At 72.9% G+C, this 19064-nt stretch carries 16 protein-coding genes; 7 read left to right on the forward strand and 9 right to left on the reverse strand.

Annotated features, from left to right (window positions below; translation table 11 throughout):
* Positions 1-516: 516 nt before the first annotated feature.
* Entirely contained in the window at positions 517-1413 is an 897-nt protein-coding gene (locus tag O2W16_RS08610; protein ID WP_269158401.1) for a MerR family transcriptional regulator, read from the reverse strand.
* A gap of 162 nt (positions 1414-1575) precedes the next feature.
* Here O2W16_RS08610 and O2W16_RS08615 point away from each other — a divergent pair, with 162 nt between their 5' ends.
* The 3 genes from O2W16_RS08615 to O2W16_RS08625 all read left to right on the forward strand — a co-directional run bounded on the left by O2W16_RS08615 (position 1576) and on the right by O2W16_RS08625 (position 4047).
* A complete protein-coding gene (locus O2W16_RS08615; protein WP_269158402.1) occupies positions 1576-2376 on the forward strand; it encodes a tyrosinase family protein in 801 nt (266 codons plus the stop codon).
* A gap of 10 nt (positions 2377-2386) precedes the next feature.
* Positions 2387-2908, forward strand: coding sequence for a hypothetical protein (locus tag O2W16_RS08620; protein ID WP_269158403.1), 522 nt, complete (start codon positions 2387-2389; stop codon positions 2906-2908).
* A 755-nt stretch (positions 2909-3663) separates the two neighbouring features.
* The gene (locus tag O2W16_RS08625; protein WP_269158404.1) at positions 3664-4047 is read left to right on the forward strand and encodes a hypothetical protein; all 384 of its coding nucleotides are present in this window, start codon (positions 3664-3666) and stop codon (positions 4045-4047) included.
* A 109-nt stretch (positions 4048-4156) separates the two neighbouring features.
* Here the strand turns inward: O2W16_RS08625 and O2W16_RS08630 are convergent, their stop codons facing one another.
* The 4 genes from O2W16_RS08630 to O2W16_RS08645 all read right to left on the reverse strand — a co-directional run bounded on the left by O2W16_RS08630 (position 4157) and on the right by O2W16_RS08645 (position 8865).
* Positions 4157-5113 (reverse strand): CapA family protein, encoded by a 957-nt coding sequence (locus O2W16_RS08630; RefSeq protein ID WP_269158405.1) that lies wholly within the window; start codon positions 5111-5113, stop codon positions 4157-4159.
* A gap of 435 nt (positions 5114-5548) precedes the next feature.
* Entirely contained in the window at positions 5549-6877 is a 1329-nt protein-coding gene (locus tag O2W16_RS08635; protein WP_269158406.1) for a cytochrome P450, read from the reverse strand.
* Positions 6878-7066: 189 nt separating this feature from the next.
* Positions 7067-7729 carry a response regulator gene (locus tag O2W16_RS08640; RefSeq protein WP_269158407.1) on the reverse strand — a complete coding sequence of 221 codons (663 nt, stop codon included), beginning with the start codon at positions 7727-7729 and terminating at the stop codon, positions 7067-7069.
* Positions 7726-8865 (reverse strand): sensor histidine kinase, encoded by a 1140-nt coding sequence (locus tag O2W16_RS08645; protein WP_269158408.1) that lies wholly within the window; start codon positions 8863-8865, stop codon positions 7726-7728. Before O2W16_RS08645 ends, O2W16_RS08640 begins: the two co-directional genes overlap by 4 nt.
* Positions 8866-9038: 173 nt before the next feature.
* Here O2W16_RS08645 and O2W16_RS08650 point away from each other — a divergent pair, with 173 nt between their 5' ends.
* On the forward strand, positions 9039-11189 hold the full coding sequence (locus O2W16_RS08650) for an MMPL family transporter (RefSeq protein ID WP_269158409.1): 2151 nt from the start codon (positions 9039-9041) through the stop codon (positions 11187-11189).
* A 326-nt stretch (positions 11190-11515) separates the two neighbouring features.
* Here O2W16_RS08650 and O2W16_RS08655 read toward each other — a convergent pair whose 3' ends face one another.
* Positions 11516-12187, reverse strand: a complete 672-nt coding sequence (locus O2W16_RS08655) for an NADPH-dependent F420 reductase (RefSeq protein ID WP_269158410.1) — start codon at positions 12185-12187, stop codon at positions 11516-11518.
* 619 nt (positions 12188-12806) lie between these two features.
* On the opposite strand from O2W16_RS08655, the gene O2W16_RS08660 reads away from it, so the two are divergent.
* The gene (locus tag O2W16_RS08660; protein WP_269158411.1) at positions 12807-13193 is read left to right on the forward strand and encodes a DUF6394 family protein; all 387 of its coding nucleotides are present in this window, start codon (positions 12807-12809) and stop codon (positions 13191-13193) included.
* A 12-nt stretch (positions 13194-13205) separates the two neighbouring features.
* Positions 13206-15047 (forward strand): potassium channel family protein, encoded by a 1842-nt coding sequence (locus tag O2W16_RS08665; RefSeq protein WP_269158412.1) that lies wholly within the window; start codon positions 13206-13208, stop codon positions 15045-15047.
* 275 nt (positions 15048-15322) lie between these two features.
* Here O2W16_RS08665 and O2W16_RS08670 read toward each other — a convergent pair whose 3' ends face one another.
* From O2W16_RS08670 to O2W16_RS08680, 3 genes are all read right to left on the reverse strand, one after another.
* Positions 15323-15706, reverse strand: coding sequence for a VOC family protein (locus O2W16_RS08670; protein WP_269158413.1), 384 nt, complete (start codon positions 15704-15706; stop codon positions 15323-15325).
* A gap of 428 nt (positions 15707-16134) precedes the next feature.
* Positions 16135-16938 carry a DUF4383 domain-containing protein gene (locus O2W16_RS08675; protein WP_269158414.1) on the reverse strand — a complete coding sequence of 268 codons (804 nt, stop codon included), beginning with the start codon at positions 16936-16938 and terminating at the stop codon, positions 16135-16137.
* Between the two features lie 577 nt (positions 16939-17515).
* On the reverse strand, positions 17516-17647 hold the full coding sequence (locus O2W16_RS08680) for a type II toxin-antitoxin system RelE family toxin (RefSeq protein ID WP_269158415.1): 132 nt from the start codon (positions 17645-17647) through the stop codon (positions 17516-17518).
* Between the two features lie 220 nt (positions 17648-17867).
* Here O2W16_RS08680 and O2W16_RS08685 point away from each other — a divergent pair, with 220 nt between their 5' ends.
* Complete coding sequence (locus O2W16_RS08685) at positions 17868-19043, forward strand: ABC transporter substrate-binding protein (protein ID WP_269158416.1); 1176 nt, start codon at positions 17868-17870, stop codon at positions 19041-19043.
* Positions 19044-19064: the final 21 nt, after the last annotated feature.

Consider the following 19064-nt stretch of genomic DNA (forward strand, 5'->3'; position numbering starts at 1 on the left):
GGAGGGTCCCGGTGTCGCGGCGCGCGCCATCGCTGACCGGCTCACCACCGGCCACGTCCTCGCGATCGACAGATCCGCCATGGCGATCAGGCAGCTGGAGGCCCGCTGGGCCGAGCACATCACCTCCGGTCGGCTGAGCGCACGCCACGTCGCGATCAAGACTTCACCTCGGACGACGGCGGAGAGCCGTTCGACCTCGTCGTCGCCTTCCGGGTCGGTGCGCTCGACGGCCGTCACCCCCGAGCCGGAGAAGCGGCCCTGGCACGCATCGCAGCGGCGACCCGTCCGCACGCCCGGCTCTTCATCGACAGAGGGGACCCCCTCCGCGAAGTCGCCGTCCACAGGTCTGCCTGACCGAGAGCAGGGGTCGCAGCGCTGTCCCGCCGATTCTTCGACGAGCGTCCGCGCGTACCAGGTGTCTCCCGGTCCAGCTGCGCCCCGATCGCCCTGCTGCCGGCTGGGCGTGGAACAGCACGAGACGGCCTGTCGAGCGTCGTCGTGCGTCGCAGGACCTGGTCAGTCGTCAGGCTGGGCGTCGAAGACGGTGGTCGGTCGCGCAGCCGGTGTGCTGAGTGAGGAACCGGCGACGACCTGACGTGCCGACTTCCCGATCATGGTCAGTCCTCCGCGAGCGCAGTGGTGCGCGAAGGCGAGCAGCTGCTGGTGGTCGTGAGCGGCCTCCTGGACCAGGGTGCGCTCGCCGAGGCCGTCGCCTGGGAAGGTGATCTCCAGCCGACGGGGGAGGGTGCCGGTGACGACGGCGACCTCGACCCCGGTGTGCTGCCGGACGTGCGCGGCGATGTGCCGCCGTCCGGCAGCCGACAGGTCGGTGGAGCAGGGGCGGGCGATCACCATGGCTGCCTGCTGGGCAGCTGCCGGGCCGGTCGTCTCGGGGACAGCGGTCCACCGGTGCGTCGCCGGGTCCATCCCGAGGCCGGTCAGGGCTTCCTCGAACGCGGCGTCGACCGCGGGCAGGACGAGGGCTTGTGCACCGAACACCTCGATGCGCTCCTGGGCCTCGCCAGGGACCGGGAACCCGTACGAGACACCTGCCCAGGGCAGGGGTCCGGCCGGGGTGCTGCGCACAGCCAGGCCAGTGGGATCGGAGCGGCTGATCTCCTCGGCGACGTCGAGGAAGAAGTCCTCCATCGCCCGGCGCGAGGCCAGTTCCTGCCGTCGCTCGGCGAAGGGGTAGTCGGCCCATCGCGTCAGTTCGGTCACCGGCACGCCCGCGCGGCGGAGGAGGTCCACCGTGATGCCCTGGCGCAACTGCGCGGGGGAGTAGCTGCGGTAGTTGGTGTGCGGGTCGACGGCGTCGGGGGAGAGGACCCCTCGCTCCCCGTACAGCCGGAGCGCCTTGGCCGACAAGCCGGTCAGCGCGGTGAACTCACCGGCGCTCAGATGGGTGTGCACGGTTCTCCTTGCCTGGGTCGGGGCTGTCCTCGGCACAGCGTGGGCCCGGCCCCTGGGGCCAGGTCAACGACTGTGCCGTGGGGACCCGACGTGTGATGGACACCCCGGTCGCCAGCCGCGAGGATGACCACAGGGCGGGAGCGATGCGGCGGAGGGGTGCCCGTGGGGCTGCGGAAGAACGCGGAGAACCTGACGCCGTCCGAGCTGGTCGACCTGCGCGAGGCGTTCGAGGCGCTCTACCGGATCGACGACGACCGCGGCTACGGCTTCCTCGCCGGGATCCACGGCCTGCCGCTCCCGGTCTACTGCCAACACGGGACCGCGCTCTTCCTGCCGTGGCACCGGGCGTACCTGTACCACGTCGAACGGGCGCTCACCGCCGCCCTGCGCCGAGCGCGTGGGGACGAGACGGTCGAGGTGGCTCTCCCGTGGTGGGACTGGTCGTCGGCGGCCTCGCACGACCGGGGCCTGCCCGCCGCGTTCCAGCCCACCACGGACGGCTCGACGAACCCGCTGAGCGCCGGCCCGGTCGTGCTCGGCCCCGAGGATCTGCAACTGGTGCGGGAGAACCTCCCCGGCGCCATCAGCGAGGGCCCTGACCCCATCACGTTGCGCGACCCGGAGGAGCCCGACGAGCTGCCGCGGGACGCGACCGTGCAGCGCGCACTGCGCGCCACGACCTTCACCGACTTCAGCCGGGTCCTGGAGAGCATCCACAACGGCGTCCACGGCTGGGTCGGGGGAGCCATGTCCGCAGCGCCGACCGCGGCCTTCGACCCGGTCTTCTGGGCGCACCACGCGATGATCGACCGGCTGTGGTACCTCTGGCAGCTCTCCCCGCGCAACGGCGATCCACCGGCCAGGCTGCTCGACCGCGCGCTGCCGCCGTTCCCCACGACCGTGCGCGAGACCCTGGACATCTCCACCCTGGGTTACGAGTACGCCGCCCAGGTCATCGGCTGAGGAGGCTGCGATGGCGACGCTCGAGCAGGCACGCGCCGGACGAGACGACCAGACCCGCGTCGTCGACCTCGTCTTCCCCGGGGACGTCTCCCCGGCGCCGTTCAGTCGCGCCGACCTCGTCGTCACCGGCGTCGACCACTCGAGCACGTCCTACGAGGTCCGGGTCTTCCTCAACGCCCCCGACGCCACCGCGACGACACCGCGCACGGCCGAGCAGCGCTACGCCGGCCGCTACACCGTCTTCGGCCACGGCGGGTGCTACGGCGGCGACGGGCACTGCGACGCTCCGGCCCCCGGCGAGGACCTCCGCCTCGCGCCCCCGCTGACGTCCTTCGACACCTACGTCACCATCACCGGTGCGTTGCAGCGCCTCCTCGCCGCCGGCGACGCGTTGCAGACCGTCACCCTGGTGCCGGTGTCGCTGACTCCGCGCCGCGCCGACCGCGGCCCTGCCCCGGAGCTCCTGCGCTTCGACGACGTGACCCTGCAGACCTACCTCACGGCGACCGACGCCGACCAGATCCCCACCTGATCACCACGCGGCTCCCGTCCCGAGGCCGCCACGCATCCCCGTCGCGCCGCCGTCGTGCTGCACGCGTGGGCACGTCCCCGGACGTCAGACGGTCGTCCGCCGGCTACCTGGGCAAGCCCAACGAGGTCCGAGCGAGCCAGTTCTGGCTCAGAGTCCCCCCATCGCCGCTTGCGGCCGATGCGCACGCGTCGTGTCGGAGAGCGCTGCTGACGGCTGTTGACCGATCCGGAGATCGAGCAGCGAGAGCACCGAAGACCGTCGACCGCAGGGTCGTCGGTTCGACGCCGCACCTTGCGCGCCGATAGGTGACTCGGGCGGCTCGCCCGCACAACTGGGAATCGATGGGGAGATGTCTGGTGCGTCGCGAGGTCCGAGATCTCGGTAGGTACGTGAAGCCCGGCGCCGCCGCAGCCTGCGTCGTCCTCATGGCCGGCATCGCAGGGTGGGGCGGATCGACGATCGCACTCAACGGCGCCAGCGCGTCGTCCGCTGCGGCGTCGGCGACTGCCGCGCAGGTTCGCCCGACCGCCGGCCTGGCGACGTCCGAGGAGACGACGCGGCCGACGGCGTCACTCCTGCCCACCCCCTCCAGGACCACGAGCTCCGCCCCGGCTCCTGCCCGGCGAACGGATGCGGTCGCGCGGGCCTCGATTGCGCCGCCCCCTGGCCCGCCCCCGTTGAGCACGCTGCCCCGAGGCGCTGCTCAAGCGTCCGCGCCTCAACTGCCCTCTGAGCACGAGCCCGACATCCTCTTCGTGGCGCCGTCGTCCGGCTCGATCGGCGGTCAGTGGTACTACCAGGTCGGGCTGCTCGGCTTCCCGCCAGACACCGTGGTCGAAATCAGTGGTCATGACACCTACGGCAACCTGCGCGTGGCTCCGCTGGCGATGACGACGGCAGGAGGTTCGTGGGATCCGTTCACCGCCGGCTTCGGGATGTCCTTCCCGTACGGCGGCACGTGCAGCGCCCCGGAAGCGAAGACGGTCACGGCACGCGGCCACGGCTTCTCGGTCACCGAGACGGTCCCGCGCCCTGTGGAGTGCGATGGAGGCACCACCGCGGACGGTCCATGGACCCGGCCGGTCCAGCCGACGCCGACGCCGACGCCGGTGCCGGCACCGGAACTGCCTTCCCCGTGAACATCGTCGTCCGCGCGCTGCCCGAGTGCTGCTCCGGGGGCTGAGGATCGCTCACGCGTTGGGAGGGCGGTGCCTCGCGGACATCTGACCCACCGCGGCGGCGGGAGCATCAGCAGGTCGGCTCCTGGAGCTCACCGGCCGGGCTGAGCCGGACACCACACTCGCCGAAGTCGGTGCGGGAGAGACTGCGGACCAGGTCCAGCGCCTGCTGGGTGGGATCCACCTCCGGCACCCCCGGGTCGACCATCACGGTGCCGAGCAGGTTCCCGGCGTCCCAGGTCCCGTCCGGGGCCAGGCGCAGCCTGAGCACTCCGCCGATGCCCGCCGGGCCGTCGTTGGAGAGGGTCTCGTAGCCGGCGAAGTTGCCCATGCTGTAGGCGATCAGCCGACCGCGGTACCACTCCATCCCCCGCAGCACGTGGGGGCCGGCACCCAGCACCGCGTCCGCCCCGGCGTCGATGACCGCGTGGGAGAAGGCGATGGGGTCTCCGCGGTCCTCGCCGAGGAAGATCTCCCTGCCGGGGCGGACGTGGCTCTGGTCCTTGCCTTCCGCGCCGGCGTGGATGGTGACCAGGACGAGGTCGGCCTCCTCGGCGGCCTGGCCGACGAGCTGCTGGGCGGCGGGGATGTCGAGCAGGCTCTGCGTCCAGCCGTAGGGGGAGAAGCCGACGATGGCCACCCGCAGTGCGCCCACCTGCTGCATCGTGATCTGCCCGGGCATGCCCGTGTGCTCCAGGCCCGCATCGGTCAGCGCCGCTCGGGTGTCCCGCAGACCCGCCTCGCCGAAGTCCCGCGAGTGGTTGTTGGCCAGGTTGATGACGGTGAACCCGGCGGCGCCCAACGTCTCCGCGTACGACGGCGGCGTCCGGAAGGCGTAGCAGCGCGCGCTGTCGGCACCGCACTTGGTCGACGTCGTCCGGTCGGTGAGCGCCTGGTCCAGGTTCGCCAGCACGACGTCCCCGGTGAGCCGGTCGGCGACCGCGTCGAACAGGTGGCGACCGTCGTCGGGCGGCAGCGACTCGGGCGCCGAGCCCATGACGACGTCCCCCACGGCGGTGATCTCCACGCTCCTCCCGCCCTTCGCGGGAGTGGCCGCGGGCTCGTCTCCGTCAGCCGCTGTGCTGGCTCCGGGCGCCGGATCGGTGGTGGTGGACGCTGCCGAGGAGCTGGCTGCGGGTGCCTGCCCGGTGCCTGGGTCCGCGGCGGCGCCGGCCGAACAGGCGGTGGCCGCGCAGGTGGCCAGAGCCATCAGCAGGTACGTCGCCGGTCGAGCCCGGGCTGGCAGTCGGCGCAGCCGTGTCCTCACCGGATCATCGTTTCCCGGCCTCGATGTCCGATGACGCATGGCGGCGACAGTGGCCGAACACGGGCGCGGTGCCGGACAGGACGCCGTCATGGCGCACGGCCGAGAGGCCCTGCCCGGCGTGGCCAGCACGGTCCGCTACTGGTCGGCACACGAGGCGGCGCGGTGGACCGGGTGTCGCCCCGGTCCCGAAGGCCCTCAGGCCTGTCGGCCGAGGATCGCCGGCAGGGACTCGTAGCCACGCAGGACGACGGTGCCGCGGCGGTGGCCGGAGCCCGCGGGCCGCAGGTCGGGGAAGCGCTCGAACAGCGCGCGCAGCGCGATCTCGCCCTCCATCCGGGCGAGCGCGGCGCCGAGGCAGAAGTGGATGCCGCTGGCGAAGGCGAGGTGCTCGCGGGCGTTGGGGCGCGCGACGTCGAAGACGTGCGGATCGGGGAACACCCGGGGGTCCCGGTTGGCTGCGGCGAGCAGCAGGACCAGCCACTCGCCCTCGGCGACGGGGACCCCGTGGACGGTGGTGTGCTTCCTGGCCCGGCGGCCGGTCCGCTGCACGGGGGGATCGAAGCGGAGCACCTCGTCGACCGCGGTCGGCCACCGCGACGGGTCCTCGGCGAGCCGCCGGCGCTGGTCGGGATGGGCGAACAGGAGGGCGGCCCCGTTGCCGATGAGGTTGACGGTGGTCTCGAAGCCGGCGCCGACGACCAACGCGGCGGTGGCCCGCAGCTCCGTCTCGGTGAGGCCGGCACCGTCGTCGTCGACCATGGTGACCAGGCTGGAGAGCATGTCCGTGCCCGGGTTCCGGCGCAGCGACTGCAGGTGCCCCCGCCACCACGCGTCGAGCTCGACGATGCTGCGCTCGACGTCGCGGTGGGTCGACCAGTCCACGCCCATGTCCAGGACCGGGGCGGCGCGGTCGCCCCAGGCGAGGAACTGCTCCCGCATCGCCACCGGGACGCCGAGCATCTCGGAGATGACGGTGACCGGGAGGAGGCTGGCGTAGCGGGCGACGAGGTCCACCTGCCCGCCGTGCCGCGCGGCCTCGTCCTCGAGCCCGTCGAGGAGCTCGTCGGCGATCTCCCGGGTGCGTTCGCGCAACCCCGCGACGGCCCGGGCGCTGAACGCCCGGCTGACCAGCCGCCGGTAGCGGGTGTGCTCGGGCGGGTCGACGGCGACCATCGACGGCGGGTCGATGGGGCTCACCCCCGGTCGGTCGCCGGCCAGCCGGAGCGCCAGCCGCAACACCGACGGCAGCCCCTGGGTCCGGAACCCGCCGATCTGCCCGAAGTCCTCGCTGCGCAGCACGTCGGTGCACACGTCGTGGTGGACGCTGATGCGGGCCAGGGCCCCGTCGGCGAAGGGGTCCGCCGTCCGCAGCCGTTCGTAGTGCGGGTACGGGTCCGCGCGGAGGGCCGGGGCGACCATCACCTGGGCGTCCGCGTTGCCCCCGCGGGCCCGTGCCCGGAGGGCCATCCGCATCGCTCCGTGGGTGGCGGTCCAGCGGACCCCGCTGCGCACCAGTTCGTCCATGGTCCCTCGCCCGTCCCCTCCGCACCCGTGTCCCGTCCGCGGCCGGCGTGCCCTCATCCTCGCGGACACGGCCCACCCCATCCAGGGTCGACGGCGCGGTGACCGCAGCGTCGTTCCCGCCGCGCGCGGCGCTGATCGAGTGGGCGACGCGGATGGCGGTGGAGGCCCAGCAGGACCCGCGCCCGGCGTTCAGGCGCCCGGCTCGACGAGCCCCGCCTCGTAGGCGAACACCACCACCTGGGCGCGGTCGCGCAGGCCGAGCTTTGTGAGGACGCTCGACACGTGCGACTTCACCGTCGCCGCACCGATGTACAGCTCGCGCGCGATCTCGGCGTTGCTCCGCCCCCTCGCGATGGCGGTGACGACGTCGCGCTCGCGGGCGGTCAGGCTCTCCAGCCGTCCGGCGAGGGCGGTGTCGGGCGCGCGCTGCGCCGCGAACCGCTCGATCAGCCGCCGGGTGATCGACGGCGCCAGCAGCGCACCGCCGTCGGCGACCGTGCGGACGGCGACGACGAGCTGCTCGGGCGGCAGGTCCTTGAGGACGAAGCCGCTCGCTCCCGCGCGCAGCGCCCGGTAGACGTACTCGTCCGGCTCGAACGTCGTGAGGATGAGCACCCGCACCGCGTCGCCCAGCTCGGCGACGATGCGCGCCGTGGCCTCCAGGCCGTCCATCTCCGGCATGCGGATGTCCATCAGCACGACGTCGGGCCGGTGCCGGCGGGCGACGTCGATCGCCTCGATGCCGGTGCCGGCCCCCGCGACGACCTCGATGTCCGGCTGGTGGTCCAGCACCATCGCGAACGCGCCACGCACGAGCGCCTGGTCGTCGACGACGGCCACCCGGATCGTCATGCCGCCCCGCCGTCGAGCGGCAGGCGGGCCCGCGCGGCGAACCCGCCGTCCGGACGCGGGCCGACGTCGAGGGAGCCGCCGAGCAGCTGCGCGCGCTCGCGCATGCCGACGATGCCGTGCCCGGCGCCGGGCAGGGACGTCGCCCCGCTGCCGTCGTCGCGCACCTCGACGACGAGGTCCCGTCCCTCGGTCGTGAGCCGGACGCCGGTGCGCGCGCCGGGACCCGCGTGCTTCACCACGTTCGTCAGGGACTCCTGCACGATGCGGTACGCCGACAGCTCCACCCGCGCGGGCAGCACGGGGGTCACGCCGTCGATGTCCAGATCGACGTCCAGACCCGCTTCGCGCATCCGCGCCACCAGCGCGGGGAGGTCGGCCAGACCCGGTTGCGGCTCGGTGTCCCCTGATCCGGCCGAGGGACGCAGCACGCCGAGCAGGTGACGCAGCTCGTCCAGCGCCTGCCGGCCGGCCTCCTCGACGGCGCCCATGGCGCGCGCCGCCGCCTCCGGGTCGGCTGACGCGACGGTCTTCGCCGCGCCGGCCTGGACCGTCATCAGGCTCACCCGGTGCGCGACGACGTCGTGCAGCTCGCGTGCGATGCGGGACCGCTCCTCGGTCACGATGCGACGCTCCCGCTCCCGCAGCTCGCGCTCCTCCAGCACGGCGCGCTCGGCGCGCAGCCGCAGCCGACGTCCGACGTACCAGACAGCGAAGAAGATGACGACGCCGAACGCGACCCCGCTCCACGGGACGTCGCCGGTGACCCCGTCGAGCACGAGCACGACGAGCGCGACGTCGACCCCGACGTGTCCCCACCGCTCGACCGACCCGTAGCGCCCGAGGGCGTAGAGCGCGAAGAGCGCATGGCCGCCGAGGTCGGCGTGGCCGCTGCCGAGCGTCAGCGCCCACGCGGCGAGGACGACGGCGAGGACGACGACAGGTGCGTGGCGGCGCCAGTACAGCGCGCCGCTGCCGACGGCGAACAGCAGCACGACCCAGAGCGGGACGTCGCCGAGGTCGCGTAGCACCCACGAGTCGTCCGGCCCGGTCGTGAAGAGCAGCGTGAGCACGAACAGCACCGCGGCGAGGACGGCGTCGGCCGCCCGCGGCCAGCGCGTGAACGGGCCGGGTCGCATGCGCTGAACGTAGGCGCGCCCGGCGCTGCTGTCGCCGGTCCGGAGACGGGCACCGGTCTCCTCCTCCAGGGGGAGACGGCGCCGCCCCGGGCCCGTCCCGCGCCGGGCGACGGCAGCGCGGCTCGCGCGGACAGTCCGTGGTGACCGCCTCCTCCCGACTCCCTGGAGCGACCATGAACGGCTGGATCCGACGGATCGGCACCGCGAGCGCCCGCCGCCCGAAGCGGACGATCGGCGTCTGGGCACTGGTCGCCGCGCTCGTCGTCGCGCTTTCGAGCACGCTCGGCGGCGCCTACCTCGATGACTTGACGGTGCGTGGCAGCGACAGCGCCGCCGCCACCGAGCTGCTCGAGCAGGGCTTCCCCGAGGCGGCCGTCGGCTCCGCCGTCGCGGTGTTCGCGGCGCCCGAGGGCGAGCTCCTCACCGGCTACCGGGCCGACGTGGAGGCGACGCTCGTCCAGCTGCGCGCGGTGGAGCGCGTCACCACGGTGACCGAGCCCTTCGCGGGCGGCGCCGTCTCGCCCGACGGGCGGATCGGCTTCGCCGACATCGTCCTGGACGCGCCGTCCGGAGAGCTCGGGCCGGAGCCGGCCGAGGCGCTCGCCGCGGCCCTCGCCCCGGCGCGCGACGCCGGGCTCACCGCTGAGGTCGGCGGTGCGGCGGTGTTCCTCACCACCGAGCCCGAGCCGTCGGGCGCCGAGGCGGTCGGCGTCCTCGTCGCGCTGGTCGTCCTCGTCGTCGCGTTCGGCACGGTGGTGGCCGCGCTCGTGCCGATCGCGCTGGCGCTGGTCGCGGTGGCCGCCGGGCTCAGCGGCATCACCGTGCTCGCCGGAGCGATGGACGTCTCCAGCTCGGGGCCCGTGATCGCCGCGATGGTCGGGCTCGGCGTCGGCATCGACTACGCGCTGTTCCTGGTGTCCCGCTACCGCGAGAACCGGATCGCCGGCCAGGACAACGCGACGGCCCTGTCGGCCGCGATGGGCACCTCGGGTACCGCGGTGTTCTTCGCCGGCGTCACCGTGGTGCTCGCCATGGCCGCCCTCGTGTTGACCGGCATGGGCGTGCTCGCGTCGATCGGCCTCGCGACGTCGCTCGTCGTGCTGGTCGCCGTGGCGACGGCGCTCACCCTGCTCCCCGCGCTGCTGTCGCTGCTCGGCGACCGCATCGACGCCGGACGCGTCGTCGGCCGGCGCCGTCCCGCGCGTCCCGTCGAGGCGACCACCTGGTGGCGGCTGTCCCACCGCATCTCCGCGCGGCCCTGGCCGTACCTCGTCGTGGCGTCGCTGCTGCTCCTAACGCTGGCCGCGCCCGCGCTGTCGATGAGGACCGGCTTCCCCGACGCCGGCGACGCGCCGGTGGGCACCACACACCGGCAGGCGCACGACCTGCTCGCCGAGGGATTCGGGCCCGGCATGAACGCGCCGCTGCTCGTCGTCGCCGACCTCTCCGGCTCCGGCCTGGGCGTGGACGACGTCCCGCTGCTCGCCGAGCGCATCGCGGCCGACCCCGGCATCGGCTCGGTCGCCGAACCGAGGCTCTCCACGGACGGCGACACCGCCGTGCTGACGGCGCTGCCGACCACCGCGCCGGCCGACCCGGCCACGGCGCAGACGTTGGAGCGGATCCGGTCCGGCGCGCCCGACGGCGTGCACGTGACGGGCCAGGCCGCCCTCGCGATCGACCTGGACACCTCGCTCGGCTCGACCCTGCCGCTGCTCCTGGGGTCGGTCCTGGCCGCGTCGTTCCTGCTGCTGGTCGTGGTGTTCCGGTCCGTCACGGTCGCCCTCAAGGCCGTGGTCATGAACCTGCTGTCGATCGGCGCGGCCTACGGCGTCGTGGTCGCGGTCTTCCAGTGGGGTTGGCTCGGCGGCCTGATCGGGCTCGAGGGCACCCACCTCATCGCCTCGCCGCTGCCGGCCATCTTCTTCGCCGTGCTGTTCGGCCTGTCGATGGACTACGAGGTCTTCCTCGTCTCGCGCATCCGCGAGGCCTACGACGCCACCGGGGACACCGTCGAGGCGGTCGCGCGCGGGTTGGCGTCCAGCGCCCGCGTCATCACCTGCGGAGCGCTGATCATGACGGCGGTGTTCCTGTCGTTCGTCGCGACCCCGGACCCGTTCGTCAAGATGATCGGCCTGGGGCTCGCCGTCGCCATCGCGCTCGATGCGACGCTGGTGCGCATGGTGCTCGTGCCGGCGACGATGGCGCTGCTCGGCAAGGCCAACTGGTGGCTGCCGGGGTGGCTCGACCGGCTGCTCCCCGTGGTGCGGGTGGCGGGCGAGGTCGAGGCGACTCCCGCGCGGGTGCCGGTGCCGGTCGGCTGAGCCGGCTCGCCATCGCGTGGAGCCGCGTCCGGCGGGGGCGCCCGCCGCGACGTGGTCCAGCGCGACGTCAAGACCATGTCCTCCTGGCCGCCGGCCAGCCCCCGCCGGCCAGCCCCCACCGGCCGAACCGACGGCGGCCGGCGCTGCGCGGACGTCCGTCGGGATGCCCCGGGCGCAGGGATGTCGGCGGCTGCGACCTGCTGCCGATGCGTCACCGGCTGTGCGAATGGGACAGCTCCCACTCCGTGGTGTCCGAGGGGCGACACGCCACATCCGCACACGGCTCGCGGTGTCGGCGCCAGGAGCTGACCGGCAGTGCAGCCAGGTCACCGGCGAGCGGCGATGACCTCCCGGCCGCGGTCGGAGGCGGGGAACCGATCGATCATCGCGCGCAGCTGCTCGGCGTCGACGTCGGCGCCGAAGGGCTCCGTTCGCGGTTCGAGGCGCACGCCGTGCGCCAGAGGGCCGGCGACGACCGCGTCGAAACCCAGGTCGGAGACGATCCGGGCAACGGTGTCGAGGTCGGCGATCTCGTCCCCGGCGATCGCGATCGCTTTCCGGCCGGGATCGCCGACGGGGCGGGTCTCGCCTTCCAGGTCGTGGTAACCCATGTGGTTGAACGCCTTCACCACCCGGGACTCCGGCAGGAAGACCTGCACGACCTCGCTGGTGGAGGTGCGCGGATCGGTGAGGTCGTCGCGGACGCCATCGACCTCCCACCAGTAGTTCATCGCGTCGATGACCAGTTTCCCGGCCAGTGCCTCGACCGGCAGGGTGCGGTACTTGCCCAGCGGCAGGGCCAGGACGACGACATCCGCCTTGAGTGCGGCATCAGCCGCGGTCGTCGGGGTCGCCCCCGGGACGAGCACCTCGACGGTCAACGCGATCTTCGCTGGGTCGCCCGAGCCGGCGACCAGCACGTCGTACCCGTTCGCGAGCGCGAGTCGGGCCAGCACGGTGCCCACCTTGCCGGCGCCGAGGATGCCCAGCGTGGTCATGCCTGCACCTCCGGCTCGGCGGCCGGCACGTCGTCGCCGGCGGCGAGGAGCTCGCGCACCCGGGGGAGGAGATGGGTGCCGTAGAGCTGCGTGGTCATGGATGAGCCCTCCTGTCGCCATGAAGTTGAGCGTTCATCTGCTTGCAACGGCCAGACGCTCTCGGTGTTCCAGCCGGCCAGGTCCGGGTGATCGCCCCGGGCCATCAGGAGTCCGCGAACCGCCGTGCAGGCCCGACATCGGCTCGTCGAGCAGGTAGCTCGTCGAGCAGATGGAGGGCATGGCTGCGGCGCGCTGCCGCTCGGTGGCGAGCCCGATGCACTGCGCTGACCCGCGACCGGATCGGCTGATGATGCGGGTGGTCGATGCCGCGAGGGACGCGGACCTCGACGTCGTCCTGGTCCGTCGGAGGTCATCGGTGACCTGGCGGCTCTGGTGCGGTGATGGCGCATGGGTCCACCGGGCGGCATGTGCAGGGACCGTGCGGCACCGTGTCGACCGGTGCAGCTGATCGGCGGCAGGGCGGTTGCTGCTGCGCCGGACCCCGCCGTGGGTGCACGATGCCGCCGGGACACGTTGCGCGGCGGCGCGCGGCGGCCCCGGTCGGCGATGGGGGGGCGGGGTGAACCTCGAGAAGGTCGTGTTCGGGTTCTTCGTCGTGCTCGCCGCCACCCTGAACTTCGGGTTCTTCCTCGGCGACATCGACGACCCGACGTTGCACAACCGGTACGAGCTGTTCGCCGCGGTCGTCGTCAACCTCATCGCGACCGTGCTCAAGTTCGGCGACCGCACGCAGCTCGGCGCGGTGCACCTGGCCACGAGTCTCGTCGCCGACCTCCAGCTCATCGCCGCCGCCCTCGTGCTCGGCTACGCGGCCTACGTCTCCACCGCCGGCCTCACCGCCGCCACGACGGCGAGCATCGTGTCGCTGTCCGGTGGCGCGTTGTTGGCGAACCTGGTCTCGGTCGTGCTGCTGGTCGTGGAGACGGCGTCGTTCCACCGCGGGTGATCGGAGGGCGTCATGGGCAACCCCCTGCTGCTGATGTGGTGGCGCCTGCTCGCGTGGGACGACGACGGCCGGCGGGCCGGCGGACCCCCGCCGCCCGAGGTCGCCGTACCGCACGCCGAGGCGTCGGCCCCGGTGTTCCTCGTGCTGCGGCGGATGCGCGCCCCCCTGATCGTGCTCATCGTCGTGTTCGCGGTGAGCGTGCTGGGGCTGACGCTGGTCCCCGGCGAGGACGCGGCCGGCCGACCGTGGCGGATGGGCTTCTTCGACGCCTTCTACTTCATGAGTTACACCGCGACGACCATCGGCTTCGGCGAGATCCCGTACCCGTTCACCCCCGCCCAGCGGATGTGGGCGATGGTGTCGATCTACCTGAGCGTGATCGGCTGGGCGTACGCCATCGGGTCGCTGCTGGCCCTGCTGCAGGACCGGGCCTTCCGCGCCGCCCTGGCCCTCCAGCACGTCACCCGCAAGGTCGGCCGGTTGGGGGAACCGTTCCTGCTGCTGGCGGGCTACGGGCGCGCCGGGGAGCTGCTCGGGCACGCGCTCGACGGGCTCGGCCGCCGCTTCGTGGTGCTCGACCGGGCCGACGAGCGGATCGACGACCTGGAACTGGACTCCTTCCACGCCGACATCCCCGCCCTGGCCGGTGATGCCCGGGACCCCGGCCACCTCGCGGTCATGGGTCTGGGCTCCCCGTCGTGCGAGGCGGTCGTGGCCCTCACCGACGATGACGAGGCCAACCTCGCCGTGGTCATGGCCGCGGCCCTGCTCCGTCCGGAGCTGCCGGTCATCGCCCGGGCCACGACCGTGGCGATGGCCGAGCGGATGCAGGCCTTCGGCTCGCCCTCCGTGGTCAACCCCTTCGACCGCTACGGCGACCACCTGTGCCTGGCCGCGCGCGCACCGGCCACCTATCGACTGCTGACCTGGCTCGAGCGCGGGCCGGGCGCGGAGCTGCCCGCCCTCAGCCACCCACCACGGGAGGGCCGTTGGGTGGTCTGCGGGTACGGCCGGCTCGGCCGGTCGCTGGCCGCCGACCTGCGCGCGGAGGGCCTCGCGGTGACCGTCGTCGACCCGGGATCGGGCGGGGCCGATGAGGACGCCGGTGACGACCTCGTGGTGGGGGACGGCGTCGACCCGGACGTGCTGGCCCGTGCGGGAGTGGCGACCGCGGTGGGCTTCGTCGCGGGCACGGACAACGACATCACCAACCTCTCCCTCGTGGCCGCCGCCCGCCGGGCCAACCCCGGCCTGTTCGTCGGCGCCCGGCAGAACCGGCCGGCCAGCGCCCCGCTGTTCGCGGCGATGGGGATCGACACCTTGCTCGTCCCCGCCGAGGTGGTCGCCCGGGACGTGTACGCCCAGCTGGCCACGCCCCTGCTGTGGCGTTTCATCCAGGAGATGCCCCGGCAGGACGACGCCTGGGCGGCGGAGCTGGTGGAGCGCCTCACCGCGTTGTGCGGCCGACACCTGGAGGGGCTGTGGACGCTCCCACTGACCCCTCGGGCGGCACCGGCGCTCGGGAGCTGGCTCGCCGGCGGTGACGCGCGCCTGGGTGACCTGCTGCGCAACCCCGACGACCGCGACCGGCAGCTGCACGCACTGGTGCTGTTGGTCGTGCGCGAGGGGCAGGCGACGCCGACCCCCGGTGCGGACTTCCTGCTGGCCCCGGGGGACGAGCTGCTGCTGACCGGGTGGGCTGCTGCCCGCCGCGCGCTCGCGACCACGCTGACGGTGGACTCCGTCCGGGAGTACGTGGTCTCCGGGAACCGGGTGCCGGCTGGCTGGGTGTGGCGCCGGCTGAGCCGGGACACCCACGCGCAGGAACCGGCCGCCGGGCGCCGGGCGGGCTGAGCTCGCCTGGTGGAGGTGGTCTCGGAGCGCTTGGGCCACGCCAGTGCCACCAGCACGCTCGGCGTCCACCAGCACGTGGCCCCGGGCATGGGCCGCTCCCGGTCACGTTTCACGTCCGTACGTGTTCAGGGCTGTGCGCACCCGTGACCGGTAGGTGTTCACCTCGCCCGACCCCGGCGTGGTGCGGTCCCGCCGCGTCCGGGGCGGCGTGGCGGCACCTCGACTGTCCCGCCGGTGGCGGCCCGGCATGCCGGTTGGCGTGCCCCGATGATGGTTCAGCGCTGGTCGGAGCGCAGCGGGTGGTCGTCGGGGACCTCGACCACGGCGATCCGGACGCCGTCGGGATCCTCGATCCACATCTCGACCAGTCCCCAGGGCTCTGCTCGTGGCGGTCGCGTGATCGTGACACCGGCGTCCGCCAGCCGCTCGTGTTCCCGGGCGACGTCCCGTACCTGCAGCCAGAGGCCGAGCCCCACGGGTGGCTGCTCGGCATGACCGGAGACCTCCAGCAGGCCGTTGCCCAGGAAGTAGACGACGCCGCGATGCTCCGGTGGGCCGAACTCCCGGTAGACGGCCAGGCCGAGGACGTCGCCGTAGAACGCGTGTGACCGCGCCGGCTCGGTCGGTCGCAGCAGGATGCGGCTGCTCAACACCTCCATCGCAGCATCTTCCATCAGGCGTGCGGGTTGCTCCGCGGAAAGGTGCGCCGCCAGTGACTTCACGCATCGGACGAGCGGTCTCGCGGGGTGACGTCACCGCACACGCAGGCGCGCCGGCTGCGGTGGCGGGACGTCGACCCAGACATCGGAACGCATCGCCGTCCGCCGCAGTGGGAGGGTGTCGAGGACAGGGGGAAGCGACCACCGAGCGGTCAGCGGGTCGGTGGCGCTGGACCTGCTCCGAGGCACCACCCTGGTGCTCGGCGCATTCGACAGCACGCATGGTCACCACGGCGGTGTCAGGAGATCCTCGAGAACCTGGGAATCGGAGCACCCAGGGCCCTCGCCTGTAGGAACACCGGGACGCGACGGTGTCCGAGGGGGACACGGCACTTCCGCACACGCCTGCCCCCGAGTGAACGGATCCGTCAGCCGGGGCCCGGACCTCTTCGACGCCAGGGCATGCGCCAGCCCGGTCGCGGGTGGGGGAGCGCCGTCCCAGGACCCGGTGACGTCCCGTCCCGGCGATCCCTGTCCTGACCCGCCGAGTCGAGCTCCATCCAGACCCGGCGTCGATCCTGGCGGTTGTGCATCCGGGCCATCGCTTCGACGCGGCGGTGCTGCTCCGGAGTGGCGGCGTGCTGGACGACGGCGATCTCGGCCTCGCGCATCGCCTCTTCGGCGGCGACCTCCTCCAGGGTCCTGGGGCGTTCGTCGACGACGTCCGCATTGTCGGTCGAGGGGTGGGCGTACGGGCTGTCGGACGGGAGGTTGCCACTGATCCGGCCGTAGGCCCCGAAGAGCAGCATGGGCAGTCCGACGACGACGGAGAAGACGACGTTGCTCATCTCGAAGGCCAGCCAGTTGAAGCGGGTCCCGATGACGATCGCGTTCACCAATGCCGACAGCAGGAACAGCGGGCCGAGGATGAGCATCACCGTCGATGCGGTGCGTGCACTGCGGACGGCGGCGGCGAGGAGTACGACGGCGACGACCACCGAGAGGGTGGACAGCAGGCCGTTGGAGGACATCCCCAGGACCGATTGACCACGCGTCGAGAAGAACGCTTGGTCGCTGGCGAAGCCCAACAAACCGAAGAGCAGGAGGAACAGGGCCACGAGAACGGCGCCGGCGCGCTGCACGGCGTACACACGGGCGCCGAGATGCGGCGGGTCCTCGGACTGTGCGGAGGTGGTGTTCTGGCGGTGGGGGAGGTGCAGTCGCTGTGCCATGGGGAGCTCCGGTGGGAGGGGACGGCCTCGGTGTGGATGGACGCTCCGGGGTGCTCGGACCCCTCCCATTCTCCCCCTGAGGCTCCGAGAGTTCTCCCCCTGAGGCTCCGAGAGCCACGTCATCTCGAGGTCCCGGTCCGCGTCAGCTCCCCGCGTGCCCGTCGGCGACGATGCGGGACCACTCGGCCCGGACCGGGCTCGTCCTCGAGCCTTTCGAGCGTTCCCCGCTGGTCCAGGAAGGCGGGGTCGGAATGCCACCTTTCCCGGTCCTGCTCGATGAGCTGACCGCACTGCTGCAGGAAGACCTGCAGGAGCTGAACGTCGCTGGCGTGGAGCGGGTCGCCGCGGAAGCTCCGGATGGTACGAAGGGCGCGGCCGCCGACATCGTCGGGTGGCTGACGGTCGACTTGGGCCCGGGCGGTTCAGAGGCCGAAGCCGGGGCGGTTCAGTCCGCACACGTGCCGACACGTACAACCAGCGGCCCCACGGGCGAGGGGCCGTGGGGGTGAACTCGGTGTCCGAGCGGCGAAACGGTACTTCCGCACACGCCTTGAAGACGTCGGCTGGCATCCGGTCCTCACCAGGCGGGACCCTCAGTCGTAGGCGTCAGCCGGTGCGAGATGCGCAAGACACGTACGGGCACTTCATCGTCGTGGACGGAGTAGACGACGCGGTACTGACCTCTGCGGGCGGACCAGCAGTCGGCCATGCGCCCACGTCTCACGGTCCTGGTGGGTCACGTTTCTGCACACGCTTCGCCCGCCGCTGCCGAGGGGCGGGCAGCGAGTGCCTACTGTGACTCGCGTAACCGGCCGACCGCCTCGGTCGGCCCACGACGTCCGGGTGGCACGGGCACGCCCGCCCGCCCCGGGGACGCGCGGTCGCCTTGCCGGGGCCGACGTGGTCGTCGTGCTCGACAAGGGAGAGACATGCGCACCAAGCTCCACACCGTTGCCGCGGCCGGCGCCGCGGTCGTCGTCCTCGCCTCCTGCTCCTCCGGCGACGGCGGTGGGGACTCCACCGCCTCCGGGGGGCTGACCGGCGAGGGCAGCGGCGAATCGTGCACCATCGAGGGCGAGGTGCCCATCGGCGCGGTGCTCAGCCTCACCGGCGCAGCGGCCAGCTACGGCGAGTCCCAGCAGCGCGGCCTGGAGCTGGCCGCCGCGGAGCTCGCCGAGCAGGACGGCGTCACCTACGACCTCACGATCGAGGACGACCAGACCGACCCCCGGCAGGCCATCACCCTGTTCGACCAGTTCGTCTCCGACGACGCGAGTCTCATCATCGGGCCGACGCTGTCCAACGCCGCCGTCCAGGCCGACCCGATCGCCCAGGATGCCGGCGTCCCGGTGTTGGGCATCTCCAACACCGCCGCGGGCGTCACCGAGATCGGTGACTACATCTTCCGCGACTCCCTCACCGAGCAGGCGGTGATCCCGCAGACGATCGCCCTGGCGACCGAGCAGTTCGGGCTGGAGGACGTCGTCGTCATGTACAGCAACGACGACGCGTTCACCGAGTCCGGGTACGAGGCGTTCACCGCCGCCCTCGAGGAGGAGGGCGTGAACGTCAGCGAGACGATCACCTTCTCCAAGTCCGACACCGACTTCCGCGCCCTGCTGACCCAGGCCCAGGAGAGCGATCCGGATGCGCTGGTCGTCTCGGGGCTGATCGAGGCCGCGGTGCCGCTGGTGACCCAGGCCCGTGAGCTCGGGATCGATGTGCCGATCATCGGTGGCAACGGGTTCAACAACCCGCAGCTGATGGCCGACGCCGGCGAGGCGGCCGAGGGCGTCGTCGTCGGCGCCGCCTGGAACTCCTCGTCCGACAGCCCCGAGAACCAGGCGTTCCTCGAGGCCTACGAGGCCGAGTACGGCGCGCAGCCCGACCAGTTCGCCGCCCAGGCCTACACCGGGCTCAAGCTGGTCGACCAGGCCGTGCGCGCCAACTGCTCCGCGGAGCGGGACGACATCCAGGAGGCGCTGGGGCAGATCGAGGACCTGCCCACCGTCCTCGGTGAGTTCTCCATCGACGAGAACCGGGACGCCGACCACCCGGCTGTCGTGCAGGTGGTCCAGGACGGCGAGTTCGCCGTTCTCGAATGACCCGGCACACGGCGCCGGCCG

This window comes from Modestobacter sp. VKM Ac-2984, assembly GCF_026967985.1.
Classification (GTDB): Bacteria; Actinomycetota; Actinomycetes; order Mycobacteriales; family Geodermatophilaceae; genus Modestobacter.

Excerpts from the sequence above, each read along its gene's own strand:
- O2W16_RS08620 (WP_269158403.1), top strand. The coding sequence starts at position 2,387 with ATGGCGACGCTCGAGCAGGCACGCGCCGGACGAGACGACCAGACCCGC.
- O2W16_RS08635 (WP_269158406.1), bottom strand. The coding sequence starts at position 6,877 with ATGGACGAACTGGTGCGCAGCGGGGTCCGCTGGACCGCCACCCACGGA.
- O2W16_RS08640 (WP_269158407.1), bottom strand. The coding sequence starts at position 7,729 with ATGACGATCCGGGTGGCCGTCGTCGACGACCAGGCGCTCGTGCGTGGC.
- O2W16_RS08645 (WP_269158408.1), bottom strand. The coding sequence starts at position 8,865 with ATGCGACCCGGCCCGTTCACGCGCTGGCCGCGGGCGGCCGACGCCGTC.
- O2W16_RS08650 (WP_269158409.1), top strand. The coding sequence starts at position 9,039 with ATGAACGGCTGGATCCGACGGATCGGCACCGCGAGCGCCCGCCGCCCG.
- O2W16_RS08655 (WP_269158410.1), bottom strand. The coding sequence starts at position 12,187 with ATGACCACGCTGGGCATCCTCGGCGCCGGCAAGGTGGGCACCGTGCTG.
- O2W16_RS08665 (WP_269158412.1), top strand. The coding sequence starts at position 13,206 with ATGGGCAACCCCCTGCTGCTGATGTGGTGGCGCCTGCTCGCGTGGGAC.
- O2W16_RS08670 (WP_269158413.1), bottom strand. The coding sequence starts at position 15,706 with ATGGAGGTGTTGAGCAGCCGCATCCTGCTGCGACCGACCGAGCCGGCG.
- O2W16_RS08675 (WP_269158414.1), bottom strand. The coding sequence starts at position 16,938 with ATGGCACAGCGACTGCACCTCCCCCACCGCCAGAACACCACCTCCGCA.
- O2W16_RS08680 (WP_269158415.1), bottom strand. The coding sequence starts at position 17,647 with ATGGCCGACTGCTGGTCCGCCCGCAGAGGTCAGTACCGCGTCGTCTAC.
- O2W16_RS08685 (WP_269158416.1), top strand. The coding sequence starts at position 17,868 with ATGCGCACCAAGCTCCACACCGTTGCCGCGGCCGGCGCCGCGGTCGTC.